Here is a 25,583-nt window from a genome sequence, read left to right on the forward strand (position 1 = left end):
GTGTGTGAGCTGCCCCGCAGTGACGGGCTCGCGAGCCGTCGCCGACCACCGGGCTGCCTTGTACGCTATCAGCGCGTTGGGGTCAATCGTCCGGGTGGTGTGGTGGCGTTCGCCGCATTGCCGAGAAAGACCAACTTGACCTGGTGACGCTTGCGAGCGAACATTACTCTCCGTATCGATCTGAGCTTTGCTCCCCGGCCGCCGTTATCGGCTGACGGGGCGAACGAACGGAGAAACGCCACATGGGCGACTACGCCAAGGCGCTGGGCAGCAAGCTCCGCGCTATCCGCCAGCAGCAGGGTTTGTCGCTGCACGGCGTCGAGCAGAAGTCTGGCGGGCGGTGGAAGGCCGTGGTCGTCGGGTCCTATGAGCGAGGCGACCGTGCGGTGACCGTGCAGAAGCTGGCCGAGCTGGCCGACTTCTACGGGGTTCCGGTCGCGGAACTGCTTCCCGAGGGTCGGGTGCCATCCGGCGCCGAGCCCGCGACCAAAGTTGTGATCAACCTGGAGCGGCTGCAGCAGCTACCTGCGGAGAAGGTGGGCCCACTGGCCCGCTACGCGGCCACCATCCAGAGCCAGCGCGGTGACTACAACGGCAAGGTGCTGTCCATCCGCACCGAGGACCTGCGATCCCTGGCCATCATCTACGACATGACGCCAGGTGAGCTCACCGAGCAGCTCATCGACTGGGGCGTGCTTCCCCCGGAGGCCCGCCCAGCCCGGGAGGAGTGACACGACACCCGGCCCCGCTCGAACGAGTGAGGGCAGGGCACGTGAACGGGGCACCCACCGCGACCCACGGTCGCAGCGGGTGCCCCCTTTTTTCAGCGTGCGTGCTTCGGGTTGGTGGCGATTTCGCGCGAAATCGCCACCCTTATTCGGCGGTCTGCTCCGCGGTCTGCTCGGCCGTCTGTTCCTGGCGGACGGACTTGCGGAGGCGGTTTCCGATGCCCGCGATGCGCCCCAGGACGCCGTTGACGAAGCGCGGCGAGTCGTCCGTGGACAGCGCCTTGACCAGCTCCACCGCCTCGTCGATGGCCACCGCCGGCGGCACGTCCTCGCTCCACAGCAGCTCGTAGAGGCCCAGCCGCAGCACCGAGCGGTCCACCGCGGGCATCCGGCCCAGCGACCAGCCCTCGGCGTGCTGAGTGAGCAGTTCGTCGATCCGCTCGCGGTTCGCGGTGACGCCCTCTACCAGGGTGATGGTGTACTCGCCGACCGGCGGCACGTCCGGCGAGCCGACCCGGTCGGCGAGCAGGGTCACCGGGTCGACGCCGCGCTGATCGGCCTCGTAGAGGAAGTCCACGGCACGCTTGCGTGCCTTGCTCCGAGAACCCACCTCACACCCTCTTTCGGGCCGGACCGAGTCCCGCGGCGGACGGGCAGGCGATCATTTGCTGCTGACGCGGCTGAGGTACCGGCCGTCGCGCGGGTCGACCTTCACCTTGTCGCCGGTGTTGAGGAACAGCGGCACCTGGACCTCGGCGCCGGTTTCCAGGGTGGCCGGCTTGGTGCCGCCGGTGGAACGGTCGCCCTGCAGGCCCGGGTCGGTGTGCGAGATCTCCAGCTCCACCGAGGCGGGCAGCTCGACGTACAGCGGGTTGCCGTCGTGGCGGGCCACCACCACGGCGCTGTTCTCCAGCATGTAGTTCGCGGCGTCGCCGACCACGTCACCCGAGATGTTGACCTGGTCGTAGGTGTCGGGCTCCATGAACACGTAGTCGGTGCCGTCGTTGTAGAGATAGGTCATCTCGCGGCGGTCGACGTTCGCGGTGTCCACCTTCACCCCGGCGTTGAAGGTCTTGTCCACGACCTTCCCGGAGAGCACGTTCTTCAGGGTGGTGCGCACGAAAGCGCCGCCCTTGCCGGGCTTGACGTGCTGGAAGTTCACGACGGTCCACAACTGGCCGTCGATATTGAGCACCAGTCCGTTCTTCAGGTCGTTCGTGGATGCCACGGTGGGGGTCTCTCCTGTGGTGATGGCTTGGGCGTGTTTCCAATGCGAACCGGATTCCGGCTGGGCCGGCGCACCTCGGTGCGTCAGACTTCGACGAGCTCCTTCGTCGTCAAGGTGAGGAGCTCCGGTGTGCTGGGACGCACGACCAGCGTGTCCTCGATGCGGACCCCGCCCTGCCCTGCCAGGTAAACGCCAGGCTCGACGGTGACCGCCATCCCGGCGCTGATTCTACCGTCCCCCCGCTGCGACAACGTCGGTGCCTCGTGGATCTCCAGGCCGACGCCGTGTCCCAGGCCGTGCAGGAACTGCTCGCCGTACCCGGCGTCCTCGATCACCGCGCGGGCCGCGTTGTCCACGGCCTTGACGTCGGTGTCGACGCCGAGCGCGGCCCGGCCGGCGGCCTGCGACGCGCGCACCAGCTCGTAGATCTCGCGCTGCCAGTCCGCGGGCTTGCCGAGCACCACGGTGCGAGTCATGTCCGAGTGATAGCCGTCGACGAGGGCGCCGAAATCCATCTTCACGAAGTCGCCGGCGGCCAGCACCGCGTCGGTCGGCCGGTGGTGCGGCACCGCGGAGTTCGGCCCGGCGGCGATGATCGTCTCGAACGACGGCCCGGCGGCGCCGTGGTCGAGCATCCGGGTCTCCAGCTCGCGGGCGACCTCCAGCTCGGTGCGGCCGGGGCGCAGACCGCCGTGCTCGATCAGGCCCGCGAGCGCCCGGTCGGCGGCGGCGCAGGCCATCCGCAGCGCCTCGATCTCGGTTTCGTCCTTGATCAGCCGCAGCCGCTCGACGAGACCCGGGGCGCGCACCAGCTCGGCCTTGCCCGCGGCCTCGGCCAGCGCGTCGCGGCGATCGACGGTGACGTGCTGGCTCTCGAAGCCGACGCGGCGGAATTCGGCGGCATCGGCCCCGATCCGCTCGGCGAGCGCCAGATCGCTCGCCCGCTCGATGACCCGCACCAGGTCCGGCACCTGCGACTCGGCCTGGATCAGGTAGCGGCCATCGGTGCACAACACCGTCCGCTCCTCGGTCCCCGGCCCGTCCGCGGCATGCACCATCAGGGCCGCGTTGGAGCCGGTGAAGCCGGTCAGGTAACGGATGTTGAGCAGATCGGTCACCAACATGGCGTCCAGTTCCTGCTCGCGCAGGCGGTTGCGGAGGGCGTTTCGTCGGTGGGCGTGCGACTCGGGCATGTTCCGGAGCCTAACCCGGGAAACGACGAAACGGCCTGGTCACGCGAACGTCGGCGGGAAGCCGCCACGGTCCGGCCGGAATCGGTTGTCGGTGCCGAGCGCTAGCCTTCCGGCATGTCTCTGTCGTGGAGCGCGCTCGCCAGCCCTGTCGGGGAGCTGACGGTGGTCGCAACCGCGTCCGGGGTGTGCCGGGTGGCCTTCTCCGGACCGGACGAGGTGCTCGGCGAATACGCCGGAGCCGAGCTGAGCCGGGACACCGGCATCGCGGCCGAGGCCGCGCGCCAGCTCGGCGAGTACTTCGCGTGGCGGCGCCGGGAGTTCGACGTGCCGATCGAATGGGCTCCGCTGGAAGGGCTGCGGTTGCACGTGCTGCGCACCTTGTTAGAGCTGGTTCCGTTCGGCGAAACGGTCAGCTACAAGGGGCTCGCGGAGCTATCCGGGCGGCCGGAGGCTTCGCGGGCGGTCGGCACGATCATGGGCGGCAACCCGGTGCCGTTGATCGTGCCGTGCCACCGAGTGCTGGCCAGTGGTGGAGGGCTCGGCGGGTTCGGTCCCGGGTTGGCGGCCAAGCGGCGGCTGCTGGTGCTGGAAGGCGTCCTGGAGCCGAGCCTGCTGGAGCTCGACCTGCTACCGGCCGGCCAGGAATAGGTGTGCATCACCGGACAATGGCGACCATTCCCGCTGTTGCCAATTTTCCTGCCCCCGAACGAGTATTTGCCGGTTGGCACGAAAAAACCGAGTTCCGCCACAATTCCAAAAAAATCATGACACCGGACCGCGCATGGGCCGGTCGTTCGAAGTCGATCACCGTGACGCTGACCCCGTGGCGACCGGCACCTTGGGTGTCGCGCCGATCCGCCGGATCGAGACGGAGAAGGCCGTCGCCAGCAGGCACAGCAGGCCCGCGCCGTACCAAGCAACGGCGTAGTCGCCGAACTCGTCGCGCACCACGCCCGCGATGCTGGCGATGGCCGCCGCCCCGACCTGGTGCGATGCGAAGACCCAGCCGAACACCACCGAGGCGCGGGGCCCGAAGTGCTCCCGGCACAACGCCAGGGTCGGCGGCACGGTGGCCACCCAATCCAGCCCGTAGAACACCACGAACAGCACCATGTTCGCCTCCACCGAGGGCGCGAACAGCTGCGGCAGCAGGAAAAGCGAGACGCCGCGCAGGGTGTAGTAGACGGCGAGCAGGAACCGCGGGTTGACCTTGTCGGTCAACCAGCCCGACGCCACGGTGCCGACCACGTCGAAGATCCCGATCACGGCCAGCAGCCCGGCGGCCGTCGTCGTCGGCATCCCGTGGTCGTGCGCGGCAGGCACGAAGTGTGTGTTCACCAGCCCGTTGGTGCTCGCCCCGCAGATGGCGAAACCACCGGCCAGCAGCCAGAAAGCCGGTACGCGGGCCGCGTCGCGCAGGGTGCGCAGCGCGAGCGCGGCGGGATTGCCGCGCTCTCGCACCGGCTCGGGCTCCTCGCCCGTCGCGCCGTAGGCGGCGACGCCGACGTCGCGGGGGCACTCGCGCATCACCGCCCACACCAGCAAGCCGACCAGCAATGCCGTCGCGGCGATGGCCAGCGAGGCGACGCGCCAGCCGAATTTCTCGACGAGGACGGCCGCCAGCGGCAGAAAGATCAGCTGCCCGGTCGCGCTGCCGGCGGTCAGCACGCCGCTGACCAGGCCGCGCCGCGCCACGAACCACCGATCGACCACAGTGGACACGAAGGCGAGCGCCATCGATCCGGTGCCCAGCCCCACCAGGAGTCCCCAGCACACCACCAGCTGCCAGCTGGCCGTCATGAACACCGTCAGCCCGCTTCCCGCCGCCACGAGCAGCAGCGCGGTGACGGTGACCCGGCGGATGCCGAAGCGCACCATCAGCGCCGCCGCGAACGGCGCGGTCAGGCCGTAAAGCAAGAGGTTCAGCGATACGGCGGCCGAGATGACGCTGTGCGGCCAGCCGAATTCGTCGTGCAGTGGATTCATGAACACGCCGGGAACCGACCGGAAGGCCGCCGCGCCGAGCAGGGCGATGAAGGCGACGCCCGCCACCCACCAGGCGGGATGGACGCGGCGCGCGGACACAGTGCTGATCACGTCGTCAGTCTTGTCGACGCCCCGGCACCGAACTAGTGGCCGGAAGGACAATATGTGAGAAGATTCGGCCATGACGACGCCCAGTAGCCCGCACCGCATCGCGGTGCTCGGCATCCCGCAGGTCGTCGGCTTCGACCTCGCGATCCCGTCGCAGATCTTCGCCGGCGCCCTCGGACCGGACGGCGAACCGCTCTACGACGTCCAGGTCTGCAGCCTCGACGGTGGCCCGATCCGCACCACCCGCGGCTTCTCGATCCTGCCCGAATCCGACCCCGGCTTCCTGACCGCGCCGGACACGCTGATCATCCCCGGCACCCACGTCGAGGGGCCGTGCACCGACGGCAGCCTGGACCCACACCTGGCCGACTACCTCGCCGGGCTGCCCGGCACCACCCGGATCATGTCGATCTGCACCGGCGCCTACGTGCTCGCGGCGGCCGGCCTGCTCGACGGCCGCCCGGCGACCACCCACTGGGCGCACGCACGCCGCTTCCAGCGCCTGTACCCGCAGGTGCGGCTGCACCCGGACGTGCTGTTCGTGGACGACGGCGACGTGCTGACCTCGGCGGGGGTGGCCGCCGGGATCGACCTGTGCCTGCACGTCATCCGCCGCGACCACGGCAGCGAGGTCGCCAACTCCGCGGCCCGGTCCAGCGTCGTGCCGCCGTGGCGCGACGGTGGCCAGTCCCAGTACATCGAACGGCCGCTGCCGGAGACCGGCGACACCGGCACCGCATCCACGCGCGCGTGGATGCTACAGCGGCTCGCCGATCCGCTCACGCTGGACGAGGTAGCGGCCCAGGCCGGGATGAGCGTGCGGACCTTCACCCGGCGGTTCCGGGGCGAGACCGGCACCAGCCCGCTGGACTGGCTGCTGCAACAACGCATCGAGCGCGCCCGCCACCTGCTGGAGTCCACCGATCTTCCGATCGACGCGGTCGCCGAGCAGTCCGGCCTGAAGACCGCGTCCTCGTTGCGCAAGCATCTGCGGCTGCGCCTGGGCACCAGCCCCGCCACCTACCGCCGCACCTTCCGCCGCGTCGACCAGGTCGGTGCCGGGCGGTGACGTCAGCGCCGGAGGTCTCCTGCCGGGGCGTGCGCATCCCACTCCTGCCGGGAGACGTCCGTGACCGGAGAACCGTTCGCGGCGGCGGCCTCCGCACTCACCGTCCACAATCGACCTTTATCGTCGAGCACGCCGATTTCCCCCTGCGGCGAGCGCATGGCGGGCGTCGCGGCGCGGATGGTGCCGACGACCGGGAGCCCGTCCAACGCGGGCACCCGGGTGTCGAGGACTTCGGTCACCAGCTGCTCCGCGACGGAGCGACGTTCGACGCGGATCCGTTGCCCGTTGCGCACCACGTCGACGGTGCGAGTCGGGGACGGCACCGCGAATCCGTCGAGGACCGCAGCGGCCTGCCCGGTCGTTGCGCACCCATCGACACCGGTGGCGTCGATGCCGAAGTGCCGAATGTCGGTCGGCGACGGAAAAGCCACGGTGGCCCGGAAAACATCCACCGGGACGGTGCCACACGGATCCACTGTGGACACTGTCGCGCTCCCGTCGGGTCGGCGGACCAAACCCGGACCCTCCCGCCAGGGGCCGGGCACGACCACCGATTCGTAGGGATGGCGGGTGAAATCCCGGTCCCAGAAGGTGATCGTGGTGCCCGCCGCGGTCTGGTGGGCGATGGCGAACGCATTTAGCGCCGGAACCCACATCCAGTCCGCGCTGAACGCGTCGGCGACCGAACGCGACCGCTGCGCGCCGCCGGGCGCGAAACCGTTCTCGGTCAAGACCTGCTGGTGGTCGGTGAGCTCGGCGTTGCGGGCGCGGATCACGAACTGGCCGGCGCCGTTGCGGCCCGCGCCGGAGGCCGTGGTGTCGGTGAACATCAGGTAGAACCAGCCGTCCAGGTACAGCGCGGACGGCTGGCCCGCGCCGTAGACGTTCTCCCGGCTCACCTCGCCGGAAGCCGTGACGATCGGGGCGCCACCGGCCTCCCGCCGCCAGGCGAAACCGTCGGGGCTGCTCGCCACGCCGATGGCGTTACCGTGCGCGTGATCCTCCGCCGCGCCCGTGTAGTACAGGTAGTAGCGACCGTCCACTTTCAACACCGACGGGTCGCAGGTGTGCATGCCGTCGAATCCGCCGGGGCGTCCGGCGAAAACCGGCACCGCGGGCGCGCCACCGGCAGCCGTGAACGGCCCATCCGGACTGCCCGACGCGGCCTGCAGGATGTCGTCACCGGGCGGGCCGATCCCGGGCAACTGGCTGCACCACCAAGCGCGGTACTGCCCGTCTTCGAGCAACACCGTCGGTCCGTAGTTGTACGGGGCGGGCACCCCACCCGCCAGCACCACTCCGGCGCTACCGCGCTGGCCGCCCACCCTCAGCTTGATCGGTTTCGGCGTTTGCGCGACCGGGGTCTGCACCTGGGGTTGTGGTCCGGGGGCGCCTTCGACCTGCGTGCAACCCGCGAGCAATGCGACTACGCCCAACGCCACCAGCCGACGCAGCAGAACCGGAACCCGATCCCTCATGCGAAACCTCCCCAGAATCGCACCCGGAACCGGGGGGCGGCGATTTCAATGGAAATCGACCTGCCGATTTCCATTGAAATCGCCTCGTTCATCCCGCCTGGCCGTTCGCCTTGTCGACCAGCCAGCGAATCGCCAGCGGGTAGCCCGCCACACCGAGACCGGCGATGACAGCCGTCGAGACGGCCGACAGGTAACTGATGTGCCGGAACTCCTCGCGCTTGTGCACGTTGGAGATATGCAGTTCGATCAGGTCGGCGTTGAGCTGCGCCGCCGCGTCGCGCACCGCGATGGAGTAGTGCGTCCACGCGCCCGCGTTGAGCACCACCGGCAACTGCGCGTCGGCGGCCTCGTGCAGCCACCCGACCAGCTCGCCCTCGTGGTCGGTCTGCCGGACCTCGACCTCGACGCCCAGCTCCTTGCCGGTGCGCTCGCACATCTCGACCAGATCGGCATACGTCGTGCTGCCATACACCGACGGCTCGCGCTTGCCGAGCCTGCCGAGGTTCGGTCCATTGAGGACGAACACCTTCACAGCAGCACCTCCGAGCTCGACTTGGCTGCACCGCCGCCGGTGATCGCCGAATACGCCGCCGCGATCAGCGACGGGTCGGGCCCCTCCAGCCGACCGGGCTTGGCCAGGTCATCGAGGACCACGAACCGCAGCATCCCGGAGCGGGTCTTCTTGTCCACCCGCATCGCCTCCAGCAGCTGGCCGAGCGCGTCCGGGTCGTAGCTGGTCGGCAGGCCCAGCAGGTCGAGCACCCGCTTGTGCCGGTCGGCGGTCTCGTCGTCCAGCCGCCCGGCCAGCCGGGCCAGCTCCGCGGCGAAGACCAACCCGACGCTGACCGCCGCGCCGTGCCGCCAGCGGTAGCGCTCCCGGCGCTCGATGGCGTGGGCCAGAGTGTGGCCGTAGTTCAGCACCTCGCGCAGGTGCGATTCCTTCAGATCCGCGGCGACCACGTCGGCCTTGACCTGGATGGACCGTCGCACCAGGTCACCGAGCACGTCACCGGCCGGGTCGGTCGCCACGGCCGGATCCGCCTCGATGAGCCGCAGGATCTCCGGGTCGGCGATGAAGCCCGCCTTGACGATCTCGGCCATGCCCGCGACGAGCTCGTTGCGCGGCAACCCGTCCAGGGTCGCCAGGTCGGCCAGCACCAGGCTCGGCTCGTGGAACAGCCCGACCAGGTTCTTGCCCGCGTCGGTGTTGATGCCGGTCTTGCCGCCGATCGCGGCATCCACCATGCCCAGCAGCGTGGTCGGCACGTGCACCACGCGAACCCCGCGCATCCAGGTTCCGGCGACGAACCCGGCGACATCGGTGACCGCGCCGCCGCCGAACGACACCACGACCCCGCCGCGGTCCATGCCGATCTTGCCGAGGACCTCCCAGCAGAACCCGGCGACCTGAAGGCTCTTGCCGTCCTCGGCGTCGGGGATCTCCACGCGATGCGCGTCCACCCCGGCCGCGGCCAGTTCGTCGCGCACCGCCTCGACGGTGTTGGTGATGGTGGGTTGGTGCACCAGCGCCACCACCGATGCGTCGCGCAGGTAGTCGACGAGTTCGCCGAGCAGTCCCCGGCCGACCACCACGTCGTAGGGCTGCTGGCTGGCCACCCTGATCCGCACCGGTTCGGTCATCATCGTCCCTTCGGCTCCGTCTTGATCAACTGGACGGCGTGCGGTGCGCCGACAGCGCGGCGACGACCCGCTCCACGACCTCGGCGGGTTCCACGTGATCGGTGACGATCTCGACCGCGGCCACCGAACGATAGATGGGCACTCGCGCGTCCAGCAGCGCTTTAAAGGTGGCGCGGGGATTCACCCCGGCCAGCAGCGGGCGCGCGGTGGACAACCCGACCCGCTTGGCGCCCTCGGCCAGCCCGACCGACAGGAACACCACCGGGTGCCCCGCCAGCCGTTCGCGGGTGAGCTCCGAAAGCACCGAACCGCCGCCGAGCGCCAGGACTCCGTCGTGGTCGCGCAGCGCCGCGGCGACCGCGTCTTCCTCGATGGCCCGGAACGCCGGCTCGCCGTCGTTGGCGAAGATGTCGGCGATGGGCCGGCCGGCAGTCTGCACGATGTCGTCGTCGGTGTCCCGGAACACCACGTCGAGACGCTGCGCCAGCAACCGGCCGATCGTCGTCTTACCGGCGCCCGGCGGACCGATGACCACTGCGCGGGGGCCCATCACCGCACCTGCCGCTTCTCGGCGCGCTCCCGCAGCGAGGCCAGGTAGCCCTCGACGTTGCGCCGGGTTTCCGGCAGCGAGTCGCCACCGAATTTCTCCAGGGCGGCCTCGGCCAGGACCAGCGCGACCATCGTTTCGGCGACCACCGCGGCACGCGGCACCGCCGTGATGTCGGAGCGCTGGTGCATCGCCTGCGCCGGCTCGCCGGTCACCATGTCCACAGTGGCCAGTGCGCGCGGCAGGCTGGAGATCGGTTTCTTGGCCGCGCGAACGATCAGCGGCTCGCCGTTGGTGATGCCGCCCTCCAGGCCGCCCGCCCGGTTGCTGCCCCGCCGGACCCACTTGACGCCCTGGTCCGGGTAGATCTCGTCGTGCGCCGCGCTGCCGCGCCGGTGCGCGTTGGCGAAGCCCTCGCCGATCTCGACGCCCTTGATCGCCTGGATGCTCATCAGCGCACCGGCCAGCCGCGCGTCGAGCTTGCGGTCCCAGTGCACGTGGGAACCGATGCCCGGGGGCAGGCCGTAGGCAATGACCTCGACGACCCCGCCGAGGGTGTCGCCGTCGCTCTTGGCCGCCTCGACCTCGGCCATCATCTTCTCGGTCGCGGCGTCGCCGAAAGCGCGCACCGGGTTGTCGTCGATGGCGGCCAGGTCGTCCGGACCGGGCAACACGTCGTGCTCGGCGTCGACGCCGCCCAGGCTGATCACGTGGCTGACGATCGACACGCCGAGCAGCTGCCGCAGGAACTGCCGCGCCACGGTGCCGACGGCGACCCGCGCGGCCGTCTCCCGGGCACTGGCGCGCTCCAGCACCGGCCTGGCCTCGTCGAAGCCGTACTTCTGCATCCCGGCGAGGTCGGCGTGCCCGGGTCGCGGGCGGGTCAGCGGCGCGTTGCGGGCCAGCGATGAGAGCACGTCCTCGTCGACCGGGTCGGCGGCCATCACCTGTTCCCACTTGGGCCACTCGGTGTTGCCGATCCGGATCGCGATCGGGCCGCCCTGGGTGCGGCCGTGCCGGATACCGCCGACCAGCTCCAGCTCGTCGGCCTCGAAGTTCATCCGGGGACTGCGCCCGAATCCGAGCTTGCGCCGCTCCAACTGGGTCGCGATGTCGGCCGAGGTCACCTCGACCCCGGCGACCATGCCTTCCAGCACCGCCACCAGGGCGGGCCCGTGCGATTCTCCAGCGGTCATCCAGCGCAGCACAGCTATGATCCTGCCACGTTCGGTCCACGGTGAACCCGGCCGGGGGCCCTGAGCACGTCCGATTTCGCGCGAAATCGCCGCCGGCTCCGCACCAGGACCGCCGATTTCTCACGAAATCGCCAACGGCCTTACGGCCAGGACGCGAAGACGGTGACGAGCCATGCCGGGGCGAGCATGGCGGGGCCGTGCGGGATCCCGCCGCTGCGCGCCCACAGGGACGCCACCAGCGTCAACGCCGCCGCGGCGGCCATCACGACCAGCACTGCGGACAGCGACACAGCACCCACTACGGCGCCGAGGCTGCCAGCCAGCTTCACATCACCGGGCCCCATCGCGTTCGGCGACACCACGCGCACCAACAGATACGTCCCGGCGAAAAGCACCACGCCGCCAACCGCACCGACGAGCACGCCGGGCTGGTGCGGTGCCGCGATCGCCAGCAATGCCGCAGCCACCGGGTAGGCGGGCAGGGTCAGGGCGTCGGGCAGCCGCGCGGCGAGCACATCGCAAACCGTGAGCATGACCGAGAGCCAGCCGAGCAACAGCGGGATCGCCACCCACCACAGCGGCATGCCGGTGGCCGCTCGAACAGCCACCACTGTCCACAGCAGACACACCGACACCTCGCACCACAACCGTGGCGGCCGGACTCCCCGGCGCGCCGAACAAAGCACGAACCGCCCGAGCCGGCCCGCGCCGAAACCCACCGCACCGCCGGCAATCCCGATCAACACGACCATCGAGCCAGCATCCAGCGATCCGCGCCAAGCCCCCGGCATCACCTCCGCGGAGGTGCGCGTGTCGGTTTGCGCATCGGTCAGGCGTCGACCGTGAACAGGGGATCGCCGGCGACAACCTGGCCGTCCTCGCGGAGGTCGATCAGCGCGTCCGGCGGGATGTCCAGCGCGACGACCGGGCAGATCGAGGAGTAGCCGCGCGATTCCACCCCGGCGGGGTCCCAGGTGACGATCCGCTGGCCCGCCTCGACGACGTCGCCCTTGGCCACGTGCAGTTCGAAGCCCTCGCCCTTCAGCTTCACGGTGTCGATGCCCAGGTGCACCAGGATCGCGGTACCGCCGGGCGAGGCGACCACGAACGCGTGCGGGTGCAGCGTCGCGAGCGTGCCAGCCACCGGCGCGACCGCCTCGGCCCGGCCGCCGGCCGGCTGCACCGCCACCCCCGGGCCGACCATGGCCTGCGAGAACACCGGGTCGGGCACCTCGCTGAGCGCGGTGGCCAGGCCCGCTACCGGGCTGCCGACCTCGACGCTCACATCAGGTCCTCGATGTCCCCGGCCAGCGTGTCCGCCTCCGGCCCCACCACGACCTGCACGACCGGGCCCTGCACCAGCACGCCGTGCACCCCGGCGGCCTTCAGCGCCGCCTCGTCGATCTTCGACCCGTCCTCGACTTCGCAGCGCAGCCGCGTGATGCACGGCTCGATCTCCACCACGTTGTCCCCGCCGCCAAGTGCGGCCAGGATCGCCGCGGCCTTGTCCTGAGCCACCCCGTGCTCCCTTCGTCCTCCGGCGACGCGGGCCATCCGCACCGCGTCGCCGATGATCTTGCGCTACTCGGTGTCGATGAGGCAACGAAGTCCGGGCCGTCTTGACACCGGATCGCATGACGGCGCATTGTTCGCAACCGACTGGTTTAGACCGGACAGTACCAACCGGCTGAGGCCGGAGAACAGCGCCGGACCCGCCGGAATTCGATCCGCCCATGTTCGACCCGGTGCCGGGTTCCCACAAGCACCGGATGTGGCGTCCGGCACGACCGATGGGAGACAGCTTGGCCGCACGGCGAACCGTGGACGGCAGTCCCCGCACCGATGCGGCTTACGTGCTGCGGGACGGCCCGACGCCCAAGCACGCCCAGTTGCGGGAAATATTGCGCGAACTTGCCCGCGAAGAACTGTTGCCGGGCTCGCCGGTGCCGTCCGAACGCGACCTCGCCATGCGCTACGGCGTCTCCCGGCTGACCGTCCGCGAGGCGATTGGTCAGCTCGTCGCCGAGGGACTCCTGATGCGGGTCCGCGGCAGGGGCACCTTCACCACCCGGCCGCGGGTGAACTCCCAGCTGCACCTCGCCTCGTTCACCGAGGACATGCGCAGCCGCGGCATGCGGCCGGAGACGGTGCTGCTCGAAGCCGCCGAGGCGGTCCCACCGGCCAGCACCGCCGAGGCGCTCGGCCTCCGCCCCGACCAACCCGCGTACTGGCTGCAGCGGTTGCGCAAGGCCGACGGTGCGCCGATGGCCGTGGAACGCGGCTGGTATCACGCGGGCTTAGTGCCCGGCTTGCTCGACCACGACCTGACCGATTCCATTTACTCCCTGCTGGCCCGCAGCTACGAGGTGCGGCCGGAACGCGGCACGCAGACCGTGCTGGCCGAAGGCGCCGACGCCGAAACGGCGCGGCTGCTCGGGGTCCGCACCGGCAGCCCGGTCCTGATGTTCCGCCGGATCGCCACCGCGCAGGGCCGGGCCATCGAGGACATGACCTCCTGGTACCGCGGCGATCTGTACCAGGTGACGATGCGGCTGGACCGCGATCCGAGCGGCCCCGGCCACCACGAACAGACCCGGCCGAACGGGCCGACCAGACGTGACTATCCCGCAAGACAACCCGGTGTCCGGGACACAGGAGGTAACCGATGAGTGCCAGCGCCACCACGGCGATCGGCAACAGGAAGGGTTTCGCCCTGCTGCAACGGCTGGGCCGGAGTCTGATGCTGCCGATCGCGGTCCTGCCCGCCGCCGCACTGCTGTTGCGCCTCGGCCAGCCCGACCTGCTCGGCGCGGAAGGACTGGGGCACGGCCTGCCCTGGTTGCAGCCCGTAGCCGGGGTGATCGGTTCCGCCGGTAACGCCCTGTTCAACTACCTGCCGCTGCTGTTCGCCATCGGCGTCGCGATCGGCTTCGCCAAGAAGTCCGACGGCTCGACGGCGCTCGCCGGTGCCGTCGGCTACCTGGTGCTCTCCGGCGTGCTGTGGGAGATCACCGGCACCCAGGCGGACAAGGCGTTCAACAAGGGCCCGTACGGCGTGCTCGGCGGCATCATCGCCGGGCTGGCCGCGGCCTGGCTGTGGCAGCGGTACCACCGCGTCAAGCTGCCCGCCTACCTGGGCTTTTTCGGCGGGCGCCGGTTCGTGCCGATCATCACCGCCTTCGCGATGCTGATCGTCGGCGTGGTCTTGGGTCTGCTGTACCCGATCTTCGACGCGGTGCTGACTGCCTTCAGCAACGCGGTCACCCAGAACGCGGTGCTCGGCGGCGGCATTTACGGGGTGGTCAACCGGTTGCTGGTGCCCTTCGGTCTGCACCACATCCCGAACAACGTGGTCTGGTTCCTCTTCGGGGATTACCACGGCGAGAAGGGCGACATTTCGCGGTTCTTCGCCGGTGACCCGACCGCGGGCACCTTCATGACCGGCTTCTTCCCGATCTTGATGTTCGGCCTGCCGGGCGCGGCGCTGGCCATCTGGCAGTGCGCGAAGCCCACGCAGCGCAAGATCGTCGGTGGCGTGATGTTTTCGGCGGCGCTCACCGCCTTCCTCACCGGTATCAGCGAGCCGCTGGAGTTCTCGTTCCTCTTCGTGGCCTGGCCGCTGTTCCTGATCCACGCGCTTCTCACCGGCACGGCATTGGCGCTGACCAACGCGCTGGGCATCCACGCCGGGTTCGGGTTCTCCTCCGGCGCCATCGACTACGTGCTCAACTTCGGCATCTCGCAGCATTCGCTGTGGCTGATCCCGATCGGCCTGGTCTACGGGGTCATCTACTACTTCGTGTTCCGGTTCGCGATCACGAAGTGGCAGCTGCGCACCCCGGGCCGTGAGGAGGACGACACCGACACGGCCGAGGTATCCACGGATAATGCCGGTGGGAGCGTCAAACCGGACCCCGCGAAGCGCTGATCCCCGGCGATCGTTCCCCGAACCCCCGAATCCCCCGACGAATGGAGAACCATGCTGGAGCGACGGGTAACCGTGGCGAGCAAAGTGGGGCTGCACGCGCGGCCGGCGGCCCTCGTGGCCAAGGCGGCGGCAGCGCAGCCCGTGCCGATCACGATCCGCAAGGACGACACGGATCCGGTGGCGGCGGGCAGCATCCTCGGCCTGATGACCTTGGGCGCGGCCCACGGCGACGAAGTGGTGCTCGCGGCCGAGGGCGACGGAGCGGAAGCGGCGCTGGACCACATCGCCCAGCTCGTCTCCTCGGACCTCGACAACAACTGAAACCGCTGAAACAGCGCGTCGTTTCAGAGCGGGAGCGGAAGCTCGTTGCCGGTGGCCGCCGCGAGTGCGTCGCGCATGGCCGCACGCGGCGCGGGGCGGCCGGTGAACTGCTCGACCTGGCCGAAGGCCTGGTGCAGCAGCATGTCCAGCCCGGTGGCGATCCGCCCGCCGGTGGCGGTGACCACCGTGGCCAGCGGCGTCGGCCACGGGTGGTAGACCACGTCCAGCACGCACTCGGCCTTCGCCAGTTGCGTCACCTGCGCGTCCAGCACCCCCGCCGGCAGCGTCGACACCACGACGTCCGCCGCTGCCGCGACGTCCGCGAGCACGAGGCGGCTCAGGCGCTCGACGCGCACCCGCAGCCCGACGCGCTCGGCGGTCTCGGCTGCCTCGCGCGCTCGCGCGGGCTCGCGCACTGCGAGCGTCGCTTCGCTCAATCCGAGCTCCGCGAACGCCGCCAGGGTCGCGGCGGCGGTGCCGCCGGCTCCCAGAATCAGCCCGCTGTGGCCGGTGGTGAATCCGCCCGCGCTGCGCAGCGCGCCGACGACTCCGTCGACATCGGTGCAGTCCGCAGCCCAACTCCCGTCGGCCCGGTGGACCAGGGTGTTGGCCGCTCCGACCGCGGCGGCGCGCTCGGTGACCTCGCTCGCCACGCTCAACGCCGCCCGCTTGCCAGGCATGGTCACCGACAGTCCGGCCCATTCCGGGCCGAGCCCGGCGACGAACTCGACGAGCCGGTCCGCGTCGGCCTCCACCCGCTCGTAACTCCAGCCGTGCAGACCCAGCGCCGCGTAGGCGGCGCCGTGCAGCACCGGGGACAGCGAGTGCTCGATCGGCGAACCGAGCACTGCTGCCCGTCGGTGCTCAGAACGCGCCACGTGCCCGTGCCTCGTTGATGTAGGCCTCATGCTGCTGCGGCGTGTCCGCGAAGCAGGAAGTGCCGTCCGGGTAGCACTTCACGAAGTACTTCCAGCTTCCCTCGGCGGGCTTCTCCGCGGCCTGCAGCGCTTCCTTGCTGACCGCCGAGATCGGCGTCGGCGGCAGGCCGAAGTTCTGGTACGTGTTGTACGCGCCCGACCGGCTCCGGTCTTCGGGCTTGGTCAGCAGCGTCGGTTTGTCCAGCGGGTAGTTGATCGTGGAGTCCAGCCCCAGGTGCATGGACGGTGGGGCCAGCCGGTTGTAGATCACCCGCGACACGTTCGGGAAGTCCTTCTCGATCGCCTCGCTCTGCGCCAGGGAGGCGATGGTGAGCACCTGGTACGGGCTGTACTGGGTGCCCTGGGCGGACTGCGGCAGCCCGGACACCTCAAGCGATGCCGCGGATCTGGTGACGACGTCGCGCAGCACGTTGTCCGCGCTCTCGCCCGGCTTCACGTCGTAGACACCGGGCATGATGAGCCCTTCCAGCCGCCGCTTCGGCTCGGCCTTGGAAGCGTCCGCGATCGCCCACTGCGGAGCGCCGAGCCAGGCCAGGTCGGCGGTCGCGGCGATCCGGTGCATCTCCTCCGATGTGGTGCAGCTGGGGTTGGCCCCGGCGCAGGTCGCCTCGGCGAGCCGCGTCAGGATGCCGGGGGTGCGCCCGCCGTCGGGCGCCACCTGGTCTTCCAGCCGCATGCCGCCGCGGATCTCCACCCGGCCGACCTTCGCGTCCGCCGACAGGATGTGCGCCACGGCGGCCTCGCCGGACATCTGGTTGCGCATCAGGTAGTAACCGGGCTGGATGCTGTTGATCTGCCGGTTCTGCTCGGCGGCCTTGGTGAACGCCTTGGTGCTGGCCACCACGTTCTTGTCGGCGAGGGTGCGGCCGATGGCGCTGACGGTGTCGCCGGGCTTGATCTCGATGACGGTCTCGCCGGTGCCCTCGCCCTCGTAGTTGTCGTAGGCGCCGATCTGCATGATCTGGCTGGCGCCGTAAAGCACGCCGACGCCGACCAACAGCATCACGAAGACGGCCGCCACCGCGGTCACGATCCGTCGTCTTTTGCGGCGGCGGAATCGCTCCGGATCCGGTGCACGCCGCGTCTCGCCCGGCTCGTCCGTGAACAGTCCGAGATCGTCAGTCACGAAAGTTCCTCTCGTGTCGTCTGCCCCCGGCCGTCCAACCACGCCTGCAGGATTTCCACGGCCGCCGCCTGATCGACCACGGCGCGCTGCTTTTTACCCCGCACGCCGCGTTGCGACAACATCCGGCTGGCCGTCACGGTGGTCAGTCGCTCGTCGGCGAACCGCACCGGCACCGGTGCGATCCGTTCCGCGAGCGCCGCCCCGTATGCCTGGGCCGTTTCCGCTGCAGTTCCGTGCCGGCCCGCCAACGTCTTGGGCAGGCCGACCACGACTTCCACCACCTCGTGCTCGGCGACGAGCTCGGCCAGCTGACCGAGGTCGCGGCCTCCGGCGGCGTCCCGCTGCAAGGTGATCAGCGGGGTCGCCAGCATCGGAGCGGGGTCGCTGAGTGCGACGCCGACCCGGACCGCACCCACGTCGACACCCAGCCGACGCCCCGGTCCGGGATCCGCTTGCCGCCGATGCTCGGTCACCCGCCAGCCACCACCTGGTCCAGCGTCTTGCGCAGCGCCCCGATCGCGGCGCTGATGCCCGCCGGGTTCGAGCCGCCGCCCTGCGCCATGTCCGGCTTGCCGCCGCCGCGACCGCCGACCTCGCCCGCGAAGCCGGGCACCAGCTTGCCCGCCGCGACGCCCTTGTCCCGGGCGGCGTCGTTGACGCCGACCACGAAGCTGACCTTGCCCTCGTCCGCGGAGAACAGCGCCACCACGGAGGGGCGGGACCCGAGCCGGCCCCGGATCTCACCGGCCAGCGCGCGCAGCGCATTGCCGTCCACGCCGTCCGGCACCTGCTCGGCGACCAGCGTCACGCCGTGCACGTCGGCGCCCTTGTCGGCGAGTTCGCCCGCGGACTGTAGAACCTGGGCGATGCGCAGCTGCTGTAGTTCCTTCTCCGCGCTGCGCAGCCGGGACACGACGCCCTGGATCCGTTCCGGCAGCTCCTCGGCTGGCACCTTGAACTGCTCGGCGAGCTGGCTGACCAGCAGGTGCTCCTTGCTGATGTGGCGCATCGCGTCCATGCCCACCAGCGCTTCGACGCGGTGCACGCCGGAGCCGACCGAGGAGTCGGCGACCAGCTTGACCACGCCGAGGCGGCCGATGCTCGGCACGTGGGTGCCGCCGCACAGTTCCCGGGAATAGTCGCCCATGTCGACGACCCGGACCTGGTCGCCGTACTTCTCGCCGAACAGCGCGATCGCGCCGAGCTCCATCGCCCGGTCCATCGTCGTGGTGTAGGCCCGCACCTCGACGTCGCTCTGCAGGTAGTCGTTGACCTCTTCCTCGACGCCGGTTAGCACGCCTGCCGACACCGTCGACGGGGCGGTGAAGTCGAAGCGCATCCGGCCCGGCGAGTTCAGCGAACCGGCCTGCGCGGCGCGCTTGCCGTAAGCGCTGCGCACGGCCGCGTGCACCAGGTGGGTGGCGGAGTGCGAGCGTTCAATCGCGTGGCGGCGCGCGACGTCAACCGAGGCCTCCAGCGTGGTGTCCACGCCGAGTTCGCCCTCGACGACCCTGGCGCGGTGCACGAACAGGCCCGGCACGGCACGCTGCACGTCCTGCACCTCGACGGCCACCCCGGGACCGACCAGCCGACCGGTGTCGGCGATCTGCCCACCGCCCTCGGCGTAGAACGGGGTGCGGTCGAGCACCAGCTCGACCTCGGTGCCCGCCGCGGCGGACTTCGCCGGCTGCCCGTCCACCAGCAGGCCCAGCACCCGGCTGTGCGACCGCAGGTCGGTGTAACCGATGAAATCGGTGGTGCCGTGCTGGTCCAGCAGCGTCCGGTAGGTCGACAGATCGCCGTGCCCGGTCTTGCGGGATTTCGCGTCTTCCTTGGCCCGGCGGCGCTGCTCGGCCATCAGGTTCCGGAAGCCCTGCTCGTCAACGGTTAGCCCCTGCTCGGACGCCATCTCCAGGGTCAGGTCGATCGGGAAGCCGTAAGTGTCGTGCAGCTGGAAGGCCTTGGCCCCGGCAAGCTGCTTGCCGCCGGCCCGCTTGGTGTCGGCCACCGCCATGTCGAAGATCTTCGAACCTGCGGTCAGGGTGGCCAGGAAGGCGTCTTCCTCGTTGCGCATCACCGAGTCGATGCGGTCGAACTCGGTGACCAGCTCCGGGTAGCTCGGCGCCATCGCGTCGCGCACGACCTTGCTGAACTCGCCGAGCACCGGCTCCTGCACGCCCAGCAGCCGGGTGGAGCGGATGATCCGGCGCAGCAGCCGCCGCAGCACGTAGCCGCGCGCCTCGTTGCCGGGGGTAACGCCGTCGCCGACCAACATCACACCGGAGCGGGCGTGGTCGGCGATGACGCGGAACCGCACGTCGTCTTCGTGGTTCGCGCCGTAGCGGCGGCCGGAGAGCTCCTCGGCCTTGGCGATCACGGGGCGGACCAGATCGGTCTCGTAGACGTTCTCCACGCCCTGCAGCAGGCACGCGACCCGCTCGACGCCCATGCCGGTGTCGATGTTCTTGGTCGGCAGCTCGCCGATCGGCGGGTGGCCTTCCTTCGGCGCCAGCTCACCCCTGATGTCCTGCATGAACACCAGGTTCCAGATCTCGATGTAGCGGTCCTCGTCGACGATCGGGCCGCCCTCGCGGCCGTACTTGGGGCCGCGGTCGTAGTAGATCTCCGAGCACGGGCCGCCCGGGCCGGGCACGCCCATGTCCCAGTAGTTGTCCTTGGCGTCGCGGGCCTGGATCCGCTCCGGCGAGATGCCGGTGACCTGCCGCCACAGGCCGGCCGCCTCGGCGTCGTTCTCGAAGACGGTGACCCACAGCCGGCCCGGGTCCATGCCGTAGCCGCCCTCGGACTGCGACCTGGTGATCAGGTCCCAGGCGTAGTCCATGGCGCCTTCTTTGAAGTAGTCGCCGAAGGAGAAGTTGCCGGCCATCTGAAAGAACGTGTTGTGCCGGGTGGTCTTGCCGACCTCGTCGATGTCGCCGGTGCGCACGCACTTCTGGATGCTGGTCGCCCGCGGGTACGGCGCCGGGGCCTCGCCCAGGAAGTAGGGCTTGAACTGCACCATGCCGGCGTTGACGAACAGCAGGGTCGGGTCGTCCAGGATCAGCGACGCGCTGGGCACGACGGTGTGGCCGCGGCCGCGGAAGTGCTCGATGAAGCGGTTGTTGATCTCGTGGGTCTGCACGATGAGTCCTCGGTAGTTCAGATGGCGGACAGGCTTTCGGGTGTCGGCGAGCGGCTGGCGGCGCGAAGCGCCGGCGTCAGCGGCCCGCCCGGCGAGCTCGCCGACCGTTGGCCGCGCCCTCTTCGGAGGCCACGTCGATCCGGCGGAACTGCACCGTGTCGGCTGCGCTGCCGCGCTCGACCACGTCGTGCAGTTCCTGCTCCCGCTCCTGCATGCCCGCACGCACCTCGGCACCGAACGAGCCGACGGCCCCGGCCAGTTCCCGGACCGCGCCGCCCAGCTGCTCGGCTATGCCGCTCGGGGTCGCCTTCCGGGTGGTCTCGTTGAGCTTGCGCGTCAACGCGACCCCGGCCACGATCCCGGCGCCGAACCAGAACAGGCGCCTCACTTGCGCCCCCCTTTGCCCTTGCGGCGGAAGTGCCGGCCCGCGGGCTCCTGCTTCCGCCTCCGGCGGGCCCGCAGCGCCTTGCTGACCCCGTAGGAGAAGGCCGCCGTCTTCACCAACGGGCCACCCAGTGTAGCCGTGAACAGCGAGGACAACGCCGAGACGTTGCCGCTGATGGTCTTCGCGTTGGCGGTGATGCCGTCGACCCGTTCCAGCTGGGTGTTGACGTGGGTGATGGTGGAGTTCGCGCCGGTGAACAGCGGATCGGAGTTCTCGTGCGCCTTGCGGATCGCGATGGTCGCCTCGTCCAGGGTGCGGCCGAGCTTGATCAGCGGGATCGCCAGCAGCACGACCAGCAGCACGAACGCTCCGGCGGCGATCAGCGCGGCGATCTGCGTGGGCGTCACGTGCCCTCCCGAATTTCCACGTCATGTCCGTAGGCCGGGGCTTGGCCCCGGCCTGTTGATCGAGCGTCAGGTTACCGGGGCCGTACCCGGACATCCGCACCCGGTCGAAGCCGACACGGCCACTGTTCACCCGCCCGTCACCTCGGTCGGGTTATCGGTGGACGGGATTCGGCGGCTCGTGCCCGGCGAGGATCTCGGCGACGTTGCGGGCGGCGAGCTCGGCCATCGCCGTGCGGGTTTCGGTGGTCGCCGAGCCAAGGTGCGGGGCCACCACGACGTTGTCGAGGTCCAGCAGGGCCGGTTCCACCTCCGGCTCGTGTTCGAAGACGTCCAGGGCCGCGCCGCCGATTCGGCCTTCCCGGAGCGCCTTGGCCAGCGCCTGTTCGTCGACCACCGGGCCGCGGCTGGTGTTGACCAGCACCGCGGTGGGCTTCATCGTCGCGAGCGCCGCTTCGTCGATAAGGTGCCGGGTCTGCTCGGTCAGCGGGCAGTGCAGGGACACCACGTCGGCGGTGCGCAGCAGCTCGTCCTGGGACAGGAAACGGGCGTCGAGCTCGGCTTCCACCTCGGCTGCGGCCCGGCGGCGGCCGGTGTAGGCGATGTTCATCCCGAACGCGCGGGCCCGCCTGGCCACGACCTGCCCGATGTCGCCGAGTCCGACGATGCCGAGGATCTTGTTCTGCAGCCCGGTGCCGAGCATGAAGTCCAGGTGGAAGGTCCACGGCCGGCGGGCCCGCAGCAGCCGTTCGCCCTCACCGAGCCGTCGGGTGACCATGAGCAGCAACCCGAGGGCCAGGTCGGCCGTCGCGTCGACCAGCACACCCGGCGTGTTGGTGACGATGACGCCCCGCTCGGTCACCGCCGGAACGTCGATGTTGTCGTAGCCGACCGCAACGTTGGCCACCACCTCCAGCTGCGGGCCGGCGGCCGCGACCAGGTCGGCATCGACCCGGTCGTGCAGCATCGTCACGATCGCGTGCGCGCCGCGCACCGCCTCGTGCAATTCGGGCACGGTCAGCGGCCGGTCCTGCGGGCAGACGTGCACTTTCCCGGCCTGGCGCAGCACGTCTAACGCCGGCTCCGGCACCGCCCGGCTGACCACGATCCGCTTGTCCACCAACAACCTCCTCGCGACGAAATCCCCGCCGGAATCTACCCGCAACCCGCGGGCCGGTCAGTCGTCGCCGCGAATGATGCCGCGCAGTTTCGGGATCCGGTCATTCAGCGTGCGCTCCGCGCCTCGACCGGTCGGCTGGTAGTAGTCGCGGCCCACCAATTCGTTCGGCGGGTACTGCTGGGTGAGCACGCCTTCCGGCTTGCTGTGCGGATATTGATAGCCCTGGGCGTTGCCGAGCTTGTTCGCTCCGGCGTAATGCCCGTCGCGCAGGTGCGGCGGCACCGGGCCGCCCTTGCCCGCCCGCACGTCACCCATCGCCTCGTCGATCGCCATGATCACGGCGTTGGACTTCGGCGCGGTGGCGAGGTGAATCGTGGCCTGTGCCAACGCGAGTCGACCCTCGGGCATCCCGATGAACTGCACCGCGTGCGCGGCCGCGACGGCGGTCTGCAACGCGGTCGGATCGGCCATGCCGATGTCTTCGCTGGCGTGCACCACCAGCCGGCGCGCGATGAACCTCGGGTCCTCCCCCGCCTCCACCATCCGGGCCAGGTAGTGCAGCGCAGCGTCCACATCGGACCCACGGATGGACTTGATGAACGCGCTGGCCACGTCGTAGTGCTGATCACCGCCCCGGTCGTAGAGAACCGCGGCGCGATCCACGGTGGCCTCCACGGTCGCCAGGTCGATCGCGTCCGCACCGGTCGAACTCGCCGACTCCGCCGCCGCTTCCAGCGCCGTGAGCGCCCGTCGCGCGTCGCCTCCGGCGAGCGACACCAGGTGCGCCTCGGCCGCCTCGGCCAGGTTCAGCGCCCCACCCAGACCGCGCTCCTCGCTGACCGCCCGCCGCAGCAGCGTGCGGATGTCCTCGTCATCGAGGCTGCGTAGTTGCAGCACCAGTGATCGCGACAGCAGCGGAGCCACCACGGAGAAGAACGGGTTCTCCGTGGTGGCCGCCACGAGGAGCACGGTGCGGTCCTCGACCGCGCCCAGCAGCGCGTCCTGCTGGGTCTTCGAAAAGCGGTGGACCTCGTCGATGAACAACACCGTCGACTCGCCGGACCGGCCCAACCGGCGGCGCGCCTCCTCGATGACGGCGCGCACCTCCTTGACCCCGGACGACAGCGCGGACAGCGCCGCGAACCGCCGTCCGGTCGCCAGCGAAACCAGGTTGGCGAGGGTGGTCTTGCCGGTGCCGGGCGGGCCGTAGAGCAGCACCGATGCCGGTGCTGCCCCTTCGACCAGGCGGCGCAGCGGAGCTCCTGCCCCCAGCAGGTGCTGCTGGCCGACGACCTCGTCGAGCGAGCGGGGCCGCATCCGCACCGCCAACGGCGCGTTCTCGGCCAGCTTCTCGCCCGCGCGCATCTCGGTGTCGGCGCCGAACAGCCCCTCGTCGAACAAGCCCTCACTCACCCCGCCGACGCTACCCGCCGCCTCCGACGCCCCAGTGACTGTCCTTGACTCAGCCCACCCGGGCGGGCAGGGCCACCTCGACCGTGCAGTTGCCGCGGCGGCGCTGGGCCGCCCAGTGCTCGACGGCTTGGTAGCAGGCGCGGTCGAGGTGGCGGACCGTCGTGAGGTCCAGGTGCACGTGCTTGCCCGTTGGCAGCTGTTCGAGGTGGTCCAGCAGCCGTGGCAGCCGCAGGAACGTCGCGTTGCCACCCAGCTCAACGCGCACGTGCTCGTCGTCGTGCTCGGCCCGCACCGACAGCCGGGACACGTCGATCGCGGTCTTGATGATGGCGACCGCCAGACCGGTCAGCGTGCCGATCAGCAGGTCGGTGGCCAGGATCGTGCCAGCGGTCAGCACCAGCACGAACGCCTCCGAGCGGTGCTCCCGCACCAGCGTGACGACCTGCCGCAGCTCCAGCAGCTTCCAACCGGCCTGGATCAGCAGCGCCGCGAGCACGGCCGTCGGGATGAAGGCCAGCACGCCCGGTAGCAGCATCACGAACAGCAGCAGCCAGAACCCGTGCAGGATGCGGGAGAGCTTGGTCTTCGCCCCGGCTTGCACGTTCGTGGCGCTGCGCACGATCACCGCGGTCATCGGCAATGCCCCCAGCAGACCGCAGATCGTGTTGCCCGCGCCTTGAGCGACGAGTTCCTTGTTGTACTGGGTCTTCGGGCGGTCGTGCATGCGGTCCACGGCGGCGGCGCTGAACAGGCTTTCCGCCGAGGCGATCAGCGCGAAGGTCAGGATCGAACCAAGTACGGCGGGCGTGGCGAGCTCGCCCCAGGCAGCGGCGGTCGGCACGTTCAACGCCGACAGCAGCGAGCCGACCTCCACCTTCTGCACCGGCATCGCGAACAGCGCCGCCACCGCACTGGTCGCCACGACGGCCAGCAGCGCGCCGGGCACGAGCCGCAGCTGCGCGGGCGCCTTCTTCCAGAGCGCCATGATCACCAGGGCCAGCACGGCCAGCAACAGCCCGCTGCGGCCCGCCGGGCTGGTCACGGTCGTGACCAGCAAGTCCGGGATCCCGGCGAATTTCGTCCAGGTGGACTCGGGCTGCGCGAGGCCACCCACCGGGTAGATCTGGCCGAGGATCAGCACCAGCCCGATACCGGCGAGCATGCCCTGCACCACCGACGGCGAGATCGCCCGGAACCAGGTGCCGAGCCGGCTCAGGCCCAGCACGATCTGCACCAGGCCGGAGCCGAGCACGATCACGCCCAGCGCCGCCAGCCCGTGCTGGTCGACCGCCGAGGCCACCAGCACGGTCAGCCCCGCCGCGGGGCCGCTGACCTGCATCGTGCTGCCGGGCAGCAAGCCGACCACGAGGCCGCCGACGATGCCGGTGAGGATGCCCAGTTCGACCGGCACGCCGGACGCGACGGCCACGCCGACGCAGAGCGGCACGGCCACCAGGAACACCACCAGCGAGGCCCCTAGATCGGCGCCGAAGGTCTCCTTCGGCCAGCGCGGCGCGCCGGGCCCGCGGCGCGCCGGGCGAGGCGATTCGAGTTGAGTCGTCACAATGCCCTCCAGGGCAAGTCGAATATGCGGGCAACAGGCATCGCGCCGCGCACCTGGCGGTGCGGGCG

The 25,583-nt window shown here is 70.3% G+C and carries 27 protein-coding genes; 6 read left to right on the forward strand and 21 right to left on the reverse strand.

Features of this window, described 5'->3' with window-relative positions:
* The first annotated feature begins 242 nt into the window (after window positions 1–242).
* Entirely contained in the window at window positions 243–731 is a 489-nt protein-coding gene (gene bldD / locus BJ970_RS01440; protein ID WP_010311046.1) for a transcriptional regulator BldD, read from the forward strand.
* A gap of 142 nt (window positions 732–873) precedes the next feature.
* Here the strand turns inward: bldD and nusB are convergent, their stop codons facing one another.
* From nusB to BJ970_RS01455, 3 genes are all read right to left on the reverse strand, one after another.
* On the reverse strand, window positions 874–1,338 hold the full coding sequence (gene nusB, locus BJ970_RS01445) for a transcription antitermination factor NusB (RefSeq protein ID WP_184722608.1): 465 nt from the start codon (window positions 1,336–1,338) through the stop codon (window positions 874–876).
* A gap of 51 nt (window positions 1,339–1,389) precedes the next feature.
* Window positions 1,390–1,956: an elongation factor P gene (gene efp / locus BJ970_RS01450; protein WP_184722611.1), complete on the reverse strand. Its 567-nt coding sequence runs from the start codon at window positions 1,954–1,956 to the stop codon at window positions 1,390–1,392.
* An 83-nt stretch (window positions 1,957–2,039) separates the two neighbouring features.
* Entirely contained in the window at window positions 2,040–3,149 is a 1,110-nt protein-coding gene (locus BJ970_RS01455) for a M24 family metallopeptidase (RefSeq protein WP_184722615.1), read from the reverse strand.
* Window positions 3,150–3,263: 114 nt separating this feature from the next.
* Between BJ970_RS01455 and BJ970_RS01460 the strand changes: the two genes are divergently transcribed.
* The gene (locus tag BJ970_RS01460) at window positions 3,264–3,797 is read left to right on the forward strand and encodes a methylated-DNA--[protein]-cysteine S-methyltransferase (RefSeq protein WP_184722618.1); all 534 of its coding nucleotides are present in this window, start codon (window positions 3,264–3,266) and stop codon (window positions 3,795–3,797) included.
* A gap of 156 nt (window positions 3,798–3,953) precedes the next feature.
* On the opposite strand, the gene BJ970_RS01465 is transcribed toward BJ970_RS01460, so the two are convergent.
* Window positions 3,954–5,318 (reverse strand): MFS transporter, encoded by a 1,365-nt coding sequence (locus tag BJ970_RS01465; RefSeq protein ID WP_184722621.1) that lies wholly within the window; start codon window positions 5,316–5,318, stop codon window positions 3,954–3,956.
* On the opposite strand from BJ970_RS01465, the gene BJ970_RS01470 reads away from it, so the two are divergent.
* Complete coding sequence (locus tag BJ970_RS01470; RefSeq protein WP_184722624.1) at window positions 5,317–6,312, forward strand: GlxA family transcriptional regulator; 996 nt, start codon at window positions 5,317–5,319, stop codon at window positions 6,310–6,312. The two genes, BJ970_RS01465 and BJ970_RS01470, sit on opposite strands and share 2 nt — an antisense overlap.
* A 2-nt stretch (window positions 6,313–6,314) precedes the next feature.
* Here BJ970_RS01470 and BJ970_RS01475 read toward each other — a convergent pair whose 3' ends face one another.
* From BJ970_RS01475 to BJ970_RS01510, 8 genes are all read right to left on the reverse strand, one after another.
* Window positions 6,315–7,790: a glycoside hydrolase family protein gene (locus BJ970_RS01475; RefSeq protein ID WP_184722627.1), complete on the reverse strand. Its 1,476-nt coding sequence runs from the start codon at window positions 7,788–7,790 to the stop codon at window positions 6,315–6,317.
* Between the two features lie 88 nt (window positions 7,791–7,878).
* Complete coding sequence (gene aroQ, locus BJ970_RS01480) at window positions 7,879–8,322, reverse strand: type II 3-dehydroquinate dehydratase (protein WP_184722630.1); 444 nt, start codon at window positions 8,320–8,322, stop codon at window positions 7,879–7,881.
* Entirely contained in the window at window positions 8,319–9,431 is a 1,113-nt protein-coding gene (aroB, locus tag BJ970_RS01485; protein WP_184728812.1) for a 3-dehydroquinate synthase, read from the reverse strand. Before aroB ends, aroQ begins: the two co-directional genes overlap by 4 nt.
* A gap of 25 nt (window positions 9,432–9,456) precedes the next feature.
* Window positions 9,457–9,981 (reverse strand): shikimate kinase, encoded by a 525-nt coding sequence (locus BJ970_RS01490; protein WP_184722633.1) that lies wholly within the window; start codon window positions 9,979–9,981, stop codon window positions 9,457–9,459.
* The gene (gene aroC, locus BJ970_RS01495; RefSeq protein WP_184722638.1) at window positions 9,981–11,186 is read right to left on the reverse strand and encodes a chorismate synthase; all 1,206 of its coding nucleotides are present in this window, start codon (window positions 11,184–11,186) and stop codon (window positions 9,981–9,983) included. The genes BJ970_RS01490 and aroC overlap by 1 nt, the downstream gene beginning before the upstream one ends.
* A 128-nt stretch (window positions 11,187–11,314) precedes the next feature.
* On the reverse strand, window positions 11,315–11,926 hold the full coding sequence (locus BJ970_RS01500) for a prepilin peptidase (protein WP_184722642.1): 612 nt from the start codon (window positions 11,924–11,926) through the stop codon (window positions 11,315–11,317).
* Between the two features lie 77 nt (window positions 11,927–12,003).
* Entirely contained in the window at window positions 12,004–12,459 is a 456-nt protein-coding gene (locus BJ970_RS01505) for a PTS sugar transporter subunit IIA (protein ID WP_184722644.1), read from the reverse strand.
* A complete protein-coding gene (locus BJ970_RS01510) occupies window positions 12,456–12,692 on the reverse strand; it encodes a PTS sugar transporter subunit IIB (RefSeq protein ID WP_184722647.1) in 237 nt (78 codons plus the stop codon). The genes BJ970_RS01505 and BJ970_RS01510 overlap by 4 nt, the downstream gene beginning before the upstream one ends.
* 284 nt (window positions 12,693–12,976) lie before the next feature.
* On the opposite strand from BJ970_RS01510, the gene BJ970_RS01515 reads away from it, so the two are divergent.
* From BJ970_RS01515 to BJ970_RS01525, 3 genes are read left to right on the forward strand one after another with little or no spacing between them, the layout of a single operon-like run.
* Window positions 12,977–13,843, forward strand: a complete 867-nt coding sequence (locus tag BJ970_RS01515; RefSeq protein ID WP_246470636.1) for a GntR family transcriptional regulator — start codon at window positions 12,977–12,979, stop codon at window positions 13,841–13,843.
* On the forward strand, window positions 13,840–15,102 hold the full coding sequence (locus BJ970_RS01520) for a PTS transporter subunit EIIC (protein WP_184722653.1): 1,263 nt from the start codon (window positions 13,840–13,842) through the stop codon (window positions 15,100–15,102). The genes BJ970_RS01515 and BJ970_RS01520 overlap by 4 nt, the downstream gene beginning before the upstream one ends.
* Before the next feature lie 51 nt (window positions 15,103–15,153).
* Window positions 15,154–15,423: an HPr family phosphocarrier protein gene (locus BJ970_RS01525; RefSeq protein ID WP_184722656.1), complete on the forward strand. Its 270-nt coding sequence runs from the start codon at window positions 15,154–15,156 to the stop codon at window positions 15,421–15,423.
* A gap of 23 nt (window positions 15,424–15,446) precedes the next feature.
* Here BJ970_RS01525 and BJ970_RS01530 read toward each other — a convergent pair whose 3' ends face one another.
* The 9 genes from BJ970_RS01530 to BJ970_RS01570 form a co-directional block, all read right to left on the reverse strand.
* Window positions 15,447–16,301, reverse strand: coding sequence for a shikimate dehydrogenase (locus BJ970_RS01530; RefSeq protein ID WP_312864058.1), 855 nt, complete (start codon window positions 16,299–16,301; stop codon window positions 15,447–15,449).
* Window positions 16,288–17,487 (reverse strand): endolytic transglycosylase MltG, encoded by a 1,200-nt coding sequence (gene mltG / locus BJ970_RS01535; RefSeq protein ID WP_184722660.1) that lies wholly within the window; start codon window positions 17,485–17,487, stop codon window positions 16,288–16,290. The genes BJ970_RS01530 and mltG overlap by 14 nt, the downstream gene beginning before the upstream one ends.
* Window positions 17,484–17,960 (reverse strand): Holliday junction resolvase RuvX, encoded by a 477-nt coding sequence (gene ruvX / locus BJ970_RS01540; protein ID WP_184722662.1) that lies wholly within the window; start codon window positions 17,958–17,960, stop codon window positions 17,484–17,486. The genes mltG and ruvX overlap by 4 nt, the downstream gene beginning before the upstream one ends.
* Window positions 17,957–20,629: an alanine--tRNA ligase gene (gene alaS, locus BJ970_RS01545; protein ID WP_184722664.1), complete on the reverse strand. Its 2,673-nt coding sequence runs from the start codon at window positions 20,627–20,629 to the stop codon at window positions 17,957–17,959. The genes ruvX and alaS overlap by 4 nt, the downstream gene beginning before the upstream one ends.
* Before the next feature lie 76 nt (window positions 20,630–20,705).
* Window positions 20,706–21,017 (reverse strand): hypothetical protein, encoded by a 312-nt coding sequence (locus BJ970_RS01550; RefSeq protein WP_184722666.1) that lies wholly within the window; start codon window positions 21,015–21,017, stop codon window positions 20,706–20,708.
* Window positions 21,014–21,421: a DUF948 domain-containing protein gene (locus BJ970_RS01555; RefSeq protein ID WP_184722669.1), complete on the reverse strand. Its 408-nt coding sequence runs from the start codon at window positions 21,419–21,421 to the stop codon at window positions 21,014–21,016. Before BJ970_RS01555 ends, BJ970_RS01550 begins: the two co-directional genes overlap by 4 nt.
* Window positions 21,422–21,572: 151 nt before the next feature.
* Window positions 21,573–22,538 carry a 2-hydroxyacid dehydrogenase gene (locus tag BJ970_RS01560; RefSeq protein WP_184722671.1) on the reverse strand — a complete coding sequence of 322 codons (966 nt, stop codon included), beginning with the start codon at window positions 22,536–22,538 and terminating at the stop codon, window positions 21,573–21,575.
* Window positions 22,539–22,595: 57 nt separating this feature from the next.
* Entirely contained in the window at window positions 22,596–23,951 is a 1,356-nt protein-coding gene (locus tag BJ970_RS01565) for a replication-associated recombination protein A (RefSeq protein ID WP_184722674.1), read from the reverse strand.
* A gap of 49 nt (window positions 23,952–24,000) precedes the next feature.
* Window positions 24,001–25,515 (reverse strand): SulP family inorganic anion transporter, encoded by a 1,515-nt coding sequence (locus BJ970_RS01570; protein ID WP_184722677.1) that lies wholly within the window; start codon window positions 25,513–25,515, stop codon window positions 24,001–24,003.
* Between the last annotated feature and the right edge of the window lie 68 nt (window positions 25,516–25,583).

The organism is Saccharopolyspora phatthalungensis (assembly GCF_014203395.1).
GTDB classification, from domain to species: domain Bacteria; phylum Actinomycetota; class Actinomycetes; order Mycobacteriales; family Pseudonocardiaceae; genus Saccharopolyspora; species Saccharopolyspora phatthalungensis.